A 13172-nucleotide genomic window follows, 5' to 3' on the forward strand; every position below is an offset into this window, starting at 1 on the left:
AACCTCCGTGTCGGCCGGACGCGCCTGCCGGCCGCAGCGACGGCCACGGCCGTCGCTCCGCGGTTCGAGTTTCTTACTGTACGGCCACCTGCTTGGCTAGGGCGAAGCCCTCGTTGAGCTGCTCGGCGCTGGCCGCGTCGATCCACACGTAGACCTTGATCTTGCTCTTGGGCTTGTCGCCCGGCAGGTTGACCAGGGTTTCGCGCGAGAACGGACGCACGTTATTGACCGTTTGCTTGGTGAACCACTGAACCTGCTGCGCACCCACCGTGCCCTTCTCGGCGCGGGCCTTCTTGGCCGGCTTGAAGGTGCGGCTGCCCAGGTAAACGCCGAAGCCGCTGCCCGAGCCCAGGCTGGAAGGCAGTTCGAGGTAGCAGATCGTGTAATTGGCGCCCTGGCGCTGGTTCCACTTCAACTCGGGGTTCTTCAGTTCCGGACAGGTTCCGGTCTGCGCCCAAGCCATAACCGGTGCCAGCATCAGTGCGGCGGCGGCCATCCATTTCATAGTTGCGTCTCCTTGCTTGGTGGTGTGGTTCGTCGTGCGGCGACGACGCTTCGCATCCGGCTGGGGAATGCCCAGGCAGGACGTATCGGTGAAAGCGGAAGCGTCAGTTTAGTGGATTACCCCAATCCTGCCGGTGCGGATTCGTCACAGGACGGTCCTCTCCGGCCCGCCTGACGGCGGTGCGCCCAGGCTAGTGGGAAATAGTCGAGCCGGTGCTCGGGAGCGGGTCGGGTTTGTGGAGTGCTGAGCGGAAAGCGTCGGGGCTGAAGCCCCTCCCACAAAAGACCTCGGGGCTGAGCGGAGCCGTGAAGCATCCGATCGCGCCGCGGCGCCAGGATTGTTGTGGGAGGGGCTTCAGCCCCGACGCTCTCGCGCCGGAAGCAGCGAAACCCAGCCCAACAGCGCGATCGGCGCGCCCGCGGCGGGGTCAACCCCGCGCGCCTGCCTAATCAGGCCTCGACCTTGCCCCGCAGCTTCTCCAACACCCCGTCCAGCGAATCCAGATCGGTGTAGTGGATCACCAGCCGGCCCTTGCCGCCGCGGCCGTGCAGGACGTTGACCTTGGTGTTGAGCGACTCCGACAGCTCGCGCTCCAGGGTGGCGATGTCGGCCTGCGGCTTGACCTTGGCCGGCTTGGGCTTACCGGAGACCGGAATCTTGCCGGCCGACAGCTGCTGCACCCGATGTTCGACGTCGCGCACCGACCAGCCCAGCTCGGCGGCCTGGCGGGCCAGCGCGATCGCCGCCTGCGGCTGCAGGCTCAGCAAGGCGCGGGCGTGGCCCATGTCCAGCGCGCGGGTTTCGACCAGCACGCGGATCTCGTTCGGCAGTTCCAGCAGGCGCAGCAGGTTGGACACCGCCACCCGCGAGCGGCCGACCGCTTCGGCGGCCTGGGCGTGGGTGAGATCGAATTCGTCGATCAGACGGGTCAGCGCCGTCGCTTCTTCCAGCGGATTGAGGTCTTCGCGCTGGATGTTCTCGATCAGCGCCATCGCGACCACGGTGCGGTCGTCGACTTCGCGGATCACCACCGGAATGGTGCTCAGCCCGGCCAGGCGCGAGGCGCGCCAGCGACGCTCGCCGGCGATGATTTCGTAGGTCTTGCCGCCGCGCTCTCCGATTTCTCGAACCACGATGGGCTGGATCACGCCCTGGGCTTTGATCGACTCGGCCAGCTCGGCCAGCTTGTCTTCGTCCCAATGCTTGCGCGGCTGGTACTTGCCGGCGCTCAGCGAATCGACCGGCAGATTGCGCAGCAGGTCGCCGGGCTGGGCCTCGACCAGGGTCGGCGCCTCGGCCGCGGCCTTCGGGCCGAGCAGCGCTTCCAGTCCGCGGCCCAGGCCGCGCTTCTTGGCGGGATTGCTCATGCCGGAGTCTCCGCGCTGACAGCGGTCTTGGAGGCCTTGGCGGCTTGGTCGCGTTCGCGCTGGCGGCGCAGCACTTCGCCGGCCAGGCCCAGGTAAGCGATGCCGCCGCGGCTGGTCCTGTCGTAGCCCACGATGCTCTGACCGTAGCTCGGCGCCTCGGCCAGACGCACGTTGCGCGGCACGATGGTCCGGAACACGCGGTCGCCGAAGTGGGTGGTCAGGTCGGCCGAAACGGCGTTGGCGAGGTTATTGCGCACATCGAACATGGTGCGCAATACGCCTTCGATTTCCAGTGAAGGATTCAGGTTGACCTTGAGCGCCTCGATGGTGTCGACCAGCGCGCTCAGTCCTTCCAGGGCGTAGTACTCGCACTGCATCGGCACGATGATCGAATCGGCCGCGGTCAGCGCGTTCAAGGTCAGCAGCGACAGCGCCGGCGGGCAGTCGATGAGGATGAAGTCGTAGCTGCCGCGCAGCGGGGTCAGCGCCTGCTTGAGCCGCTGCTCGCGCCCGTCCTGGCTCATCAGGCTGATTTCGGCCGCGGTCAGATCGATGTTGCCGGGCAGCAGGTCGAAGTCTTCCGCCACGCGCAAGATGGTCGCGGCGGCATCGGCCTCGCCGAGCAGGACGTCGCAGATCGTGTCTTCCAACTGGCGCTTGTCGACGCCGCTGCCCATGGTCGCGTTGCCTTGCGGGTCCAGGTCGACCAGCAGCACGCGCTTGGGCGTGCGTGCGAGCGCGGCGGCCAGATTGACCGCGGTGGTGGTCTTGCCGACCCCGCCTTTTTGATTGGCGACGGCGATGATGCGGGCCATGCGGCTCGTCCCCTGCTGTTCGGGAATAGAAAGAAGTAACGAAGGCGGCCGGCGCCGGACGCCGATCGGACTGGGGATTATGCCCGCGCCGGCTGCCTCGCGCTTGAAGCTGGAACGGGGTCGGGCCGAACGGTGCGGCGGCGGACGCTTTGGCGGGCCGGCGTATGGTCGCCGGCCGGGGCGAATGCCCGCTCAGCCCTCGCCCTGGCGGCCGACGACCACCATATGGCGTTCGCCGACCAGGCCCGGAACGCTCAGCGGATCGACCGAGCGGACTTCCCAGCCCGGCGGCAGCGCGGCGATTTCGTCGCCCGGGCGCACGCCCTTCATCGCCAGCAGCACTCCGCCGGGTTTGAGCAGATGCCCGCCCAGCTCCAGGATCAGCGGCAAGGTGGCCAGGGCGCGCGCGGTGATGGCGTCGTACGCGCCGGGTTCGGCGAAAGCCTCGATCCGCGATTCGGCCACCCGCGCGTCCTTCAGGCCGAGCTGGCGCAAGGCTTCGCGCATGAAGCGGGCCTTCTTGCCGTTGCTCTCGACCAGGCTCACCCGCAGGCCGGGCTTGACGATCGCCAAGGGGATGCCTGGCAGGCCCGCGCCGGTGCCCAGATCGGCCAGCGCGCCGCCGCGCGCGGCGATCTCGTCGACATAGCGGTGCATGGCCAGCGAATCGAGCAGGTGCTTGCCGACCATCTCCTGCGGATCGCGCACGGCGGTGAGGTTGTAGGTGCGGTTCCAGCGCGCGAGCAGTGCCAGATAGTCCAGCAACGGCGTCGACAGCGCCGGATCGAGCGCGAGCGCGGACAGGCCGGATTCGAGCTCGCTGCGCAGCCCGGGCGGTAGGGAGACGGGGGTGTTCATCGCGGCGATTATCGCCGATGGCGGTGGCGGTGGCGGGCGGGGTCGGCGCGGCGGCGCGAGTCGGGGCTCAAGCCCCTCCCACAAAAGTCCTGGCGCTGCGTCGCGACCGGATGCGCCGCGACTTTCGCTTGGAGTTCAGGCCGCGACCATCCCGAGCAGCCCAGGTCTTGAGTGCAGGCCCGAGGTCTCTGTGGGAGGGGCTTGAGCCCCGACTTGCACCCAGGCCAAGCCAATGCTGCGGTCGCTTCACGCGTCCCACGGCCGCCACGCCAACGCCCCCAGATACCCCGGCGCCGGCTCGATCTCGCACATCCGCCATTGTTCCGGCGACCCCAGGTCCGGGTCGCATTCCACCAAGGCCAGAATGTCGCCGCGCTGCTCGAAGCGCAGTCGGTCCAATCCGAACGACAGGCCGTGTCCGTGCGCCTTGAGCACCGCTTCCTTGGCGCACCACAGCCGCAGGAAGGTGCGATCGCGATCGGCATGCTCGGCCAGCCACTGCGCTTCGGCCTGGGTGAAGTAGCGCCGTGCGATCTCGACCGCGCGGGGGCGTCGATGCATCCGCTCCAGATCGACTCCGACCTGGGCCCGGTGCGCCAGCGCGATCAGCAAGCGTTCGCTGCTGTGGCTCCAGTTGCAATCGAACTCGCCATGCGGCGGGTCCAGGTGCGGGCGCTGGCGCGCATCGCGCGACAAGCTCAGCGCGGCGTCGCCGAGCTGCGCGGCCAGCCACTCACGCGCCTGCGGTTGCGCCGGCTGGCCGTGCGGATGCGGCAGCCAGGTCCAACGCGGCGTATCGCTGCCCGGCGTGGCGGCGGAGCCGGATGAACGACTGGACAGGGACATGAACGAGGGCGGTCTTGGCGGGCGGCAGGCCACTCAGCGTAAGCTAAACGCCAGGGGATCGGACTCGAACAAGGACGCACGCGCGGGGGCGCGGCGTCTTTCCTGAAGCCAGGCTGGGCGGTCGGCGACCGCCGTCAGGCTGCGATCAGGCGGGTCCGGGCAAGTTGCAGGGCAATGATGGCGGCCACGGCCGCGGGATAACCACACCGATGTCAGCGGTCTTCGATCCGAGCCAGATTCCGCTCAGCCAGGGTCATGCGGATACAACCCGATGGATGGATCTGGTCGCCGGCGCGCCCGGACGCTTGTTGGCGTTCGGCGGCGGTCCGAGCATCGAGCGCGCGCGTTTCGAGCGCGAAGTGCGCGCGCTCGCCGCCGCTTTGCCGCACGGCGCCTGCGCGGTCAATCTGTGCGAGAACCGTTACCGCTTCCTGGTCGCGTTGTGCGCGGTGGCTTTGCGCGGGCAGATCAATCTGCTGCCGTCCTCGCGCGCGCCGGCGGTGGTCGACGACGTGCTCGCGCGTTACGCCGACAGTTACTGCATCGGCGATCTGCCGCTGGATCCGCTGCCGCCGCGCTATCTGCGTCTGCCCGAGCTCCTGGATCAGGCCGAGGGCGAGCCGCTGCGGGTCGACCCCGACGCGCTGCTGGCGATCGGCTTCACTTCCGGCAGCACCGGCCAGCCCAAACCCAATCACAAAACCTGGCGCGCGTTCGCCACCAGCACCGCGCAGAATCTGGCCGCGCTGGACGATCTGCTGCGCAGCGATGCGATCACGCCGCTGGTCGCGACCGTGCCGCCGCAGCATATGTACGGCATGGAGATGTCGGTCCTGCTGCCCTTGTTCGGGCCGGTGTCGGTGCATGCGCAGCGGCCGTTCTTCCCTGGCGATGTCGCGCGCGCGCTGAGCGAAGCCGCTGCGCCGCCGCTGCTGGTGACCACGCCGGTGCATCTGCGCGCGCTGGTCGAATCCGGCGTCGAACTGCCGGTGTTGGCCGGCATCGTCTCGGCGACCGCGCCGTTGCCGGCCGAACTGGCCCAGGCCGCCGAAGCGCGCTACCGCTGCGAAGTGCGCGAAGTGTTCGGTTCCACCGAAACCTGCGTATTCGCGCGCCGCCGCACCGCACTGGAACAGGCGTGGACGCCGTTGCCGGGCGTGCGGGTGTGCCCGCAACCCGACGGCACCGCGATCCACGCGCCGCATCTGCCCGAGCCGGTGGTGCTGGCCGACCTGATGGAAGTCGAAGCCGGCGGCCGTTTCGTGCTGCGCGGACGCAACGCCGATCTGTTGGAGATCGCCGGCAAGCGCGCCTCGCTCGGTGATCTGACCCGCAAGCTGATCGCTATCGACGGCGTGCGCGACGGCGTGGTGTTCCAGCTCGACGTCGCCGATCACTTGGGCGTGCGCCGTATCGCCGCGCTGGCGGTGGCGCCGGGACTGACCGAAGCGCAGATCCTGCACGCGCTGCGGCAAAGCATTGATCCGGTGTTTCTGCCGCGGCCGTTGCGTTGCGTGAACGCATTGCCGCGTAACGAAACCGGCAAGTTGCCGCGGCATGCCTTGGAAGCGATGCTGCGCGCCGCCGAGTGAGGCGCGAGACATTCCGTTTCGGTCGGCGTCGCGCACGTCGATGGCGGTCGCGGATCGAGCGAAACCGCATGATCCGATCGCGCGAGTGAGCCGACGCGGCGCACGATTCCTGGCGTTTGCGTTCACGAAGTTCAACGCCGCGCGTTTTCTTCACACGACGCTGATGCGCAATTCGACGTTGCCATCACGTCATGCGACCCAGACTGCACCCGACCCCATTCGGGGGCGATGACTCGGCGTTTCGACGCGACATCGCGCATCGACAGCAAACCGTGAGGAGAAAAACATATGAGCATTACCGGCTTGATCGTCTGGCTGGTGGTTGGCGGCGTGATCGGCTGGATCGCCAGCATGATCATGAGGACCGACGGCCAGCAGGGCATTTTCCTCAACGTCATCGTCGGCATCGTCGGCGCGTTCCTCGGCGGCTGGCTGGGCGGCGTGCTCGGCATCGGCGCGGGCACCATCAACAGCGGCGCGTTCAATCTGCCGGGACTGTTGTTGTCGCTGGTCGGCGCGGTGGTGCTGCTGGCGATCGTCAATCTGTTCCGTCGCGGGCGGGTGCGCTGAGCGCGGTCTCGCTCGGTTACCGGTGAGCGATAGTTAAACAAAAGGCCCGGCGAAAGCCGGGCCTTTTTGTTGAGATCAGAGCGACCGCCAGCGATCTGTTCGGGGGCTCTCCAGCGATTTGTTTGGGACCTCTGAGGTCTCTGAGGTCTTTTGTGGGAGGGGCTTCAGCCCCGACGCTTTTCGTTCCGAGTTAAGCGAAGTTCGAAGCTATCCGATCGAAGAGCGTCGGGGCTGAAGCCCCTCCCACAAAAGTCGCCGAAGCTTTCGCGGAACATTGCGAACCCCGAACCCCGAACCCCGATCAGCCCGTCAGTTCGACCCAAGCGGGCGCATGATCGCTCGGCCGATCCCAGGTGCGCGGTTCGCGGTCGATGCCGGCGGCGACGCAGCGCGCGCGCAGCGATTCGGAGATCAGGGTGAGGTCGATGCGCAGGCCCAGATTGCGGCGGAAGCCGGCCTGGCGGTAATCCCACCACGAGAACTGGTCTTCGTCCTGGTGATGCAGGCGATAGGCGTCGTGCAGGCCCAGCGAGAGCAGGCGACGCAACGCGTCGCGCTCGGCGGTGGAGGTCAGGATGTGGTCGTCGTTCCACACCGCCGGGTCGTGGGTGTCACGCGCTTCGGGCGCGATATTGAAATCGCCGAGCACGATCAAGTCCGGATATTGCTTGAGTTCCTGTTCGATCCAGACGTGCGCCGCGTCGAGCCAGCGCAGCTTGTAGGCGTACTTGTCGGTGCCCACGTCCTGGCCGTTGACCACGTACAAATTGACGATGCGCACGCCGCCCACGGTCGCGGCGATCACCCGCTTTTGCTCGTCCTCGAAGCCGGGAATGCCGACCTGCACGTCTTGCGCGCTTTCGCGCGAGAGGATGGCCACGCCGTTGTAGGTCTTCTGCCCGGCGAACACGCTGCGGTAGCCGGCACCGATCAGATCGGTATCGGGGAAACGCGCGTCTTCGAGCTTGGTTTCCTGCAGCGCGACCACGTCGGGCGCGAACCCTGCAAGCCACTGTTGCAGGTGCGGCAGGCGCACGTTGAGGGAGTTGACGTTCCAGCTGACGATCTTCATGCGCGCAAGTTTAGCCGCGTTTGCCGCGCCGGCGCCGGCCGCGACGACGCCTACCGTTGCGCTGGCGGATGTTCGCGGACGGCGTCGGCGTCGGCGTGGGCCCGACCCGCCGCCGCCGCGGCCTCGGCGGCCGCAGAGACGCTGTCCTCGTACGGGGTGGTGGACGAGGAGACGGCCGGCGGCGGTTGTCCCTGCGGACACAAGGCCTGACGGATGCGCCGGGCCGCGGCCTGGCGCGCGGGCGAGGCGGCCTGGCTGCGTGCGCCTTCGCGCTCCGCCTCGGACTCGGTGAACTCCTGGCAGGGGGTGCGGCCGTAGGCGGCGCGGGCGATATCGGCGCCGGCGCCGACGTAGGCATCGACCAGATCGGCCTGCGCGGCCGGGTCTTCGCTGTCGTCCAGCCATAGCGACAGCCGCCCGGTCAGACGCGACAGCGGTGCCTCGTCGGGGCCGAGCCGGCGCAGCCGCGCGGCCGGATCAAGGCCGGCGGCGATCAGCTCATCGAACCCGGCCTTGGTGCGCACGCCTTCCAGCGCGGCCAATTCCTGTTCGGGCGCGAAGCCGTAGCCGGCGCGGATCCAGGCGCGCAGGCCGGCGTCGTGCCAGCTGCTGGCGACCACGCGCGCCAGATCGACGTTGCCTTCCAGGCGGCAATCGCTCATCGCGTCCGGGTCGCGCGGCTCGTCGAACAGCAGCAGGCGCGCGCCCGGATCGGCCTGGGTGGTGCGCCACAGACGCAGCCAGCGGGGCAGATGGTCGATCTCGTTGCGTTCGCTCAGCCGCACCAGCAGTGCGCTCAGCAGGGTCTGTTGCTGGGCGCGCGGCCGCTCGCGCATCAGCGCCTGCGCCGCGTCGAACAGGCGCGCGGTGGACACGCGCGGCCGGATGCCGTCGGGGTCGGGCATCAGCCAGTCGTCGCCGGAACCGGTGCCGAGGCCTTCGCCGCCGACGATGCACAGTGCGCGTCCCGGGCCGTATTCGGCGGGCAGCTTGGCCATCGCCGCGCGGATCGCGTCGCCGTCGCCGCGCTCGCTGGCTTGGGTCAGCGCGGCGAAGCGCTTGCGCTGAGCCTCGTAGCCGCCCCCCTGATACGCGCGTACCGCCTGGTCGACGAGCAGAAGCACCAGCAAGGCCGGCAAAATTCCGAGCAGGCAACCGCTCAAGGCCGGGCCGATCGCGCCGGCGCGCGCGCCGTCGATCAGGGCCACGAACGGGATCGCCAGCGCGACCACGCCGGCGGCCAGCAGCGCCAGGAAGAATCCGCCCAGGTCGAGTCGGTCGGCCCAGAGGAAGAAGCACAGCGAAAACGCCAGCGTCGCCAGCGGATAGGCGAACAGCCAGCGGCGCAAGGCGCGGCGTCGGCGCGCGATCTGATCGGGAGAGCCGTCCAAGGCGATGACCGGGGTCCGTGGGAGTGCCGTTGTTGTACCGCCGCGGCCGCCGTCGCGCCAGCGAATCCGGCGCCGCGGCTACACGCGGGCGACGACACGCGGACGACGACGTAGTTGCGGCCGCCGATGGTCAAGCAGCCGCGAAGGCAACATCGGGTCTGCAAGCGCCTTCGGGGCATCGAAATCTTTTGTGGGAGGGGCTTCAGCCCCGACGCCTTTCGATCCGCTCGCGACGATAGTCACCGTGTGCAGCACATCCATCTCGCATCCTCTTTCAGCCGGATCGGACATTCGTCCACTTTCGCCGAAACCTCTGTCGCGCCGCGGTGCAATTCGAGGTCGGCGGGGACTCGGGTCGACTCGGTTGCGCCTGCCGCGAATGGCGCCACGAGTACGATGCGGCAGGCCGCGGCACGCAAGAACGATCTGAAATTCATCGCGAGCTTTGCAAGAAGTTTGCCTGGGGACATCCGGTGAGCCATCGCTTCGAGGGCGGCGCACGCAAGAGCGTCCGCATTCGCAAGCGCAGCCGATGCACCGCCTGGCTGACTATCGTCAAATGCAGCGTTTGGGGGCCGGCGCTTGCTCCTGGTCCTTCCCCGCTGGACACAGCGCCGCGTGGATGCGTTCGGCCGCTGCCTGCCGTTGCGATGGATCGGCGACGGGCTTGAGCTGGTCGGGCGCGATGGGCTTGCCGGCGGCCGCCTGGCTGGCACGCCAGTGTTCGCTGCGTTCGAACACCGCGCACGGAATCTGGCCGAGCTGCCCGGCGCGGCGCGGATCGACGCCCAGGCCGACATAAGTTTCGATCAACTCGGCCTGCTGCGAGGGATCGTCGCTTTGATCCAACTGCGTGGTCAGGGCGTAGGCGATATGGCCGAACCGGGCGGCACTGTCGGCGGCCTGGACCAGCTCGCGGCGCGGATCCACGCCGGCGTCCCGCAGCCGTCGCAACGCGGCCGGCGTGCGTATTTCCGCGAGCGCCGGCCCGGCTTGCTCGGCGGTGAAGCCGAACCCGGCGTCGACCCACGCGCCCGCGCCCGCGTCGTGCCACGTGCCCAGAATGTATTTGACCAAGGCGGCATCGTCGCCACCGCGGCAGCCGCCCTCGGCGAAGGCGTAGACCGGCGCATCGAAGGCCAATCTGCGCGAGGTGGGGTCGGCTTGGGTGGCGCGCCATAACACGGTCCATTCGCGCAGATACAGGTTCTGATCGCGGTCCACCATCGCGTGCAGCGCGGCGTACAGCGCCGCCTGTTTCTGCCCGCGCGGCCAGTCGCCGTAGACCACGGCCGAAACGGCCTTGAGCAGGGTCCTGGTATCGACCGTATGCCGGTCGCCGTCGGGCGTGTGCGGCGACCATTGGTCGGTGCCCGGGTCCGAGCCGCCGCCGAGCGCGCAGATCGCGCGAGGCATCGGAAAGTCCGACGGCAAGTCGCGCAGTGCTTGCTCGATCCGGCGTTGGCTGCCGTTGCGGACGATGTCGACCAGCCCGGCGTAGCGGCCCTGCGCGGCCTGGATCCGCGCGGTTTCACGCCTGGCGTGGGCGTCCTGGATCGAGTCGTGGACCACGCTCAGAGCGATCAACCCGGCCGGTGCGCCGAGCAACAGACCGATCAGGCAATGCGGCAAGGTGCGGGTCAGCGCGCCGTGGACGATCGCGCCCACCAGGGCAAGGGCCGCCATGGCCGCGCCGAGTATCAGCATCTCCATCCCGTTGACCAGGAACTCGATCATATGCGGGCCGAACACGCCGCCGGGCGGCATGCGTCGATAGCTGATCGCCAGCCAGATCATGGCCAGCACCGGGCCGGAGGCGAGCCACACCGCGAGGGCCAGCCAGGGCCGCGACGGACGCGCGCGCGGCGACGCGACGGGTGCGGAATCGGTAGGGCCGGCCATGGCGGAGCGTCCTTGCGTGGCGGTGGTCGCGGCGCGCGGATGCGCGTGGCGATCATCCGCGGCCGGTCACTTCACTTCGCCAGCCAGCGGATCATCGCGTCGATCTTGCCACGGTACGGCGGCTTGAGCAGATCGCTGCCGGCCTTGGAGCGCTGATAGAACACCGGCAACAATTTGCTGAAGGTGTCGAAACCGGCGCGGCCGTGGATCGCGCCGATGCCGCTGGGACCGATGCCGCCGAACGGCAGATCGTGGGCGCCGAAATGCAGCAGGGTGTCGTTGACGGTGACGCCGCCGGCGAGGGTCTGGGTCAGGATCTTTTCGACTTGCGCCGAGTCGTGGCCGAACGGGTACAGCGCCAGCGGCCGGTCGAGCGCGTTGATGCGGGCGATGGCTTCATCGAGCGTGCGATACGACAGGATCGGCAGGATCGGGCCGAAGATCTCGTGCTGCATCACCAGCGCGTCCATGCCCGGCTCGATCACCAGGGTCGGCGGGAAGATGCGCTCGGCCTCGCGCTGCTCGCGCGGCGCGCTGTCGGCGAAGGGCTCGATGACCTGCAGGCCGCGTTCGCGCGCGTCGTCGAGGTAGGAACTCAACCGCGCGTACTGGCTGGCGTTGATAATGCGGGTGTAGTCCTGCGGCGCGACCAGATCGCCGTAGCGCTGCTGCAACTGCTTGAGCAGCGCGGCGACCAGTTGATCTCGGCGCGCGGCGTCGACCAGCACGTAGTCCACGCCGATGCAGGTCTGCCCGGCGTTGAACCACTTGCCGCTGGCGATGCGCGCGGCGGCCTGTTCGATCGGGTAATCGGCGCAGATCAGCGCCGGCGCCTTGCCGCCCAGTTCCAGCGTGACCGGGGTGAGGTTGGGCGCGGCCGCGGCCATGACCTTGCGGCCGACCGCGGTGGAGCCGGTGAACAGCAGGTGGTCGAATGGCAGCGCCGAGAACGCCGCGCCGACGTCGGGCCCGCCGATCGCCACCGCGACGCGGTCTTCGTCGAACACTTCGGCCAGCAGCTCGCGCAGGAACCGCGCGGTGCGCGGGGTGTGTTCGGAGGGCTTGAGGTAAACGTGATTGCCCGCGGCGATCGCCGAGACCAGCGGCACCAGAGCCAGATTCACCGGGTAGTTCCACGGCGAGAGAACGCCGACCACGCCGACCGGCTCGGGCCGGATTTCCGCGCGCGCCGGCCAGAAGCGCCAGCCCACCGCGGCACTGCGCGGGCGCATCCAGCGGCGCAGATGGCTCAGCGCGTGGTCGATTTCGGCCAGGGTGATCATCGCCTCCGAGAGCAGGTTCTCGTGGCTGGAGCGATGGCCGAAGTCGCCGCGGATCGCCGCGTCCATCTCCGGCCCGCGTTCGCGGAACACGTCGCGCAGGCGGATCAGGTCGGCGCGGCGCTGGGCGTAATCGGGTTTGCGCTTCTGCCAGGCGCCGCGCAGGCGTTCGCGGGTGGCGGAAAGCTCGGAGATCGGCGTGTCGGCGAAGGTGTCCATACGCCGCAGTGTAGTCGTCCGCGCGCTGGCGGAGTGTGTCGGCCGTGGGGCGGCAGAGGTCAGGCGTGGGGGCCTCGGCGGTCGCTCTGCGCGATCGGCGTCGGGCCGGCGGCGGAGGCGATCCGCCGGCCGCCGCAAACCCCCCGCGGCGGATGCCGTCGCGCTAGCCCCTACAATGCTCGCATGAGCCTGCGACCCTATCTCGAAACCTTCCCCAGCCTCGGCGAACGCGTCTACGTCGATCCGGCCGCCACCGTCATCGGTGCAGTGACCCTGGCCGACGACGTGTCGATCTGGCCCGGCTGCGTGGTCCGCGGCGACGTCAACTCGATTTCGATCGGCGCGCGCACCAACGTCCAGGACGGCACCATCGTCCACGTCACCCATGAAGGCCCGTTCACCCGGCCGGGCGGTCTGCCGACGGTGATCGCCAACGACGTGACCATCGGCCACGGCGCGATCGTCCACGCCTGCACCATCGACGAGTTCGCCCTGATCGGCATGGGCGCCAAGATCCTCGACGGCGCGCGGGTGATGCGTTTCGGCTTCGTCGGCGCCGGCGCGGTGATCGCGCCGGGCAAGGTGGTCGGCGAGGGCGAACTGTGGCTGGGCAATCCGGCGCGCCCGGCGCGCAAGCTCGGCGATCGCGAGATCGAGCAGCTGCAATACAGCGCGCAGCATTATGTCCGCCTCAAGGATCGCTACCTGGGCATGCGGACAGGCTAGTCAGGCCCGGCGGCCGCGTTTACAGTCGC

At 68.9% G+C, this 13172-nt stretch carries 12 protein-coding genes and 1 pseudogene; 4 read left to right on the forward strand and 9 right to left on the reverse strand.

The features are described from left to right. Window positions 1-73: 73 nt before the first annotated feature. From ACTOWJ_RS08885 to ACTOWJ_RS08905, 5 genes are all read right to left on the reverse strand, one after another. Entirely contained in the window at window positions 74-505 is a 432-nt protein-coding gene (locus ACTOWJ_RS08885) for a hypothetical protein (protein ID WP_441334241.1), read from the reverse strand. A 449-nt stretch (window positions 506-954) separates the two neighbouring features. Continuing rightward, window positions 955-1872 carry a ParB/RepB/Spo0J family partition protein gene (locus ACTOWJ_RS08890; protein ID WP_441334242.1) on the reverse strand — a complete coding sequence of 306 codons (918 nt, stop codon included), beginning with the start codon at window positions 1870-1872 and terminating at the stop codon, window positions 955-957. Next, a complete protein-coding gene (locus ACTOWJ_RS08895) occupies window positions 1869-2687 on the reverse strand; it encodes a ParA family protein (protein WP_441334243.1) in 819 nt (272 codons plus the stop codon). Before ACTOWJ_RS08895 ends, ACTOWJ_RS08890 begins: the two co-directional genes overlap by 4 nt. A gap of 192 nt (window positions 2688-2879) precedes the next feature. Further along, window positions 2880-3545, reverse strand: coding sequence for a 16S rRNA (guanine(527)-N(7))-methyltransferase RsmG (rsmG, locus tag ACTOWJ_RS08900; RefSeq protein ID WP_441334244.1), 666 nt, complete (start codon window positions 3543-3545; stop codon window positions 2880-2882). 246 nt (window positions 3546-3791) lie between these two features. After that, window positions 3792-4391 (reverse strand): 4'-phosphopantetheinyl transferase family protein, encoded by a 600-nt coding sequence (locus ACTOWJ_RS08905; RefSeq protein ID WP_441334245.1) that lies wholly within the window; start codon window positions 4389-4391, stop codon window positions 3792-3794. A 275-nt stretch (window positions 4392-4666) separates the two neighbouring features. On the opposite strand from ACTOWJ_RS08905, the gene ACTOWJ_RS08910 reads away from it, so the two are divergent. The 3 genes and pseudogenes from ACTOWJ_RS08910 to ACTOWJ_RS08920 form a co-directional block, all read left to right on the forward strand. Then, complete coding sequence (locus ACTOWJ_RS08910) at window positions 4667-5983, forward strand: AMP-binding protein (protein ID WP_441334368.1); 1317 nt, start codon at window positions 4667-4669, stop codon at window positions 5981-5983. Window positions 5984-6271: 288 nt separating this feature from the next. Next, window positions 6272-6553, forward strand: a complete 282-nt coding sequence (locus tag ACTOWJ_RS08915; protein WP_441334246.1) for a GlsB/YeaQ/YmgE family stress response membrane protein — start codon at window positions 6272-6274, stop codon at window positions 6551-6553. Between the two features lie 200 nt (window positions 6554-6753). After that, window positions 6754-6888 (forward strand): annotated as a pseudogene (locus ACTOWJ_RS08920) (DUF6053 domain-containing protein); the annotation flags it as partial. Here ACTOWJ_RS08920 and xth read toward each other — a convergent pair. The 4 genes from xth to ACTOWJ_RS08940 form a co-directional block, all read right to left on the reverse strand. Further along, window positions 6855-7625, reverse strand: a complete 771-nt coding sequence (gene xth / locus ACTOWJ_RS08925) for an exodeoxyribonuclease III (RefSeq protein ID WP_441334247.1) — start codon at window positions 7623-7625, stop codon at window positions 6855-6857. The pseudogene ACTOWJ_RS08920 and the gene xth sit on opposite strands and share 34 nt — an antisense overlap. A 50-nt stretch (window positions 7626-7675) precedes the next feature. After that, entirely contained in the window at window positions 7676-9016 is a 1341-nt protein-coding gene (locus tag ACTOWJ_RS08930; RefSeq protein WP_441334248.1) for a hypothetical protein, read from the reverse strand. A 555-nt stretch (window positions 9017-9571) separates the two neighbouring features. Continuing rightward, window positions 9572-10918, reverse strand: a complete 1347-nt coding sequence (locus ACTOWJ_RS08935) for a hypothetical protein (protein WP_441334249.1) — start codon at window positions 10916-10918, stop codon at window positions 9572-9574. A gap of 71 nt (window positions 10919-10989) precedes the next feature. After that, window positions 10990-12417 (reverse strand): coniferyl aldehyde dehydrogenase, encoded by a 1428-nt coding sequence (locus tag ACTOWJ_RS08940; protein ID WP_441334250.1) that lies wholly within the window; start codon window positions 12415-12417, stop codon window positions 10990-10992. A 183-nt stretch (window positions 12418-12600) separates the two neighbouring features. Here ACTOWJ_RS08940 and ACTOWJ_RS08945 point away from each other — a divergent pair, with 183 nt between their 5' ends. Continuing rightward, window positions 12601-13143: a gamma carbonic anhydrase family protein gene (locus ACTOWJ_RS08945; RefSeq protein WP_441334251.1), complete on the forward strand. Its 543-nt coding sequence runs from the start codon at window positions 12601-12603 to the stop codon at window positions 13141-13143. Window positions 13144-13172: the final 29 nt, after the last annotated feature.

This window comes from Lysobacter sp. CA199, assembly GCF_052078715.1.
Taxonomy (GTDB): domain Bacteria; phylum Pseudomonadota; class Gammaproteobacteria; order Xanthomonadales; family Xanthomonadaceae; genus Lysobacter.

Excerpts from the sequence above, each read along its gene's own strand:
- ACTOWJ_RS08915 (WP_441334246.1), top strand. The coding sequence starts at position 6,272 with ATGAGCATTACCGGCTTGATCGTCTGGCTGGTGGTTGGCGGCGTGATC.
- rsmG (WP_441334244.1), bottom strand. The coding sequence starts at position 3,545 with ATGAACACCCCCGTCTCCCTACCGCCCGGGCTGCGCAGCGAGCTCGAA.
- ACTOWJ_RS08885 (WP_441334241.1), bottom strand. The coding sequence starts at position 505 with ATGAAATGGATGGCCGCCGCCGCACTGATGCTGGCACCGGTTATGGCT.
- ACTOWJ_RS08910 (WP_441334368.1), top strand. The coding sequence starts at position 4,667 with ATGGATCTGGTCGCCGGCGCGCCCGGACGCTTGTTGGCGTTCGGCGGC.
- ACTOWJ_RS08905 (WP_441334245.1), bottom strand. The coding sequence starts at position 4,391 with ATGTCCCTGTCCAGTCGTTCATCCGGCTCCGCCGCCACGCCGGGCAGC.
- ACTOWJ_RS08945 (WP_441334251.1), top strand. The coding sequence starts at position 12,601 with ATGAGCCTGCGACCCTATCTCGAAACCTTCCCCAGCCTCGGCGAACGC.
- ACTOWJ_RS08935 (WP_441334249.1), bottom strand. The coding sequence starts at position 10,918 with ATGGCCGGCCCTACCGATTCCGCACCCGTCGCGTCGCCGCGCGCGCGT.
- ACTOWJ_RS08895 (WP_441334243.1), bottom strand. The coding sequence starts at position 2,687 with ATGGCCCGCATCATCGCCGTCGCCAATCAAAAAGGCGGGGTCGGCAAG.
- ACTOWJ_RS08890 (WP_441334242.1), bottom strand. The coding sequence starts at position 1,872 with ATGAGCAATCCCGCCAAGAAGCGCGGCCTGGGCCGCGGACTGGAAGCG.
- ACTOWJ_RS08940 (WP_441334250.1), bottom strand. The coding sequence starts at position 12,417 with ATGGACACCTTCGCCGACACGCCGATCTCCGAGCTTTCCGCCACCCGC.
- xth (WP_441334247.1), bottom strand. The coding sequence starts at position 7,625 with ATGAAGATCGTCAGCTGGAACGTCAACTCCCTCAACGTGCGCCTGCCG.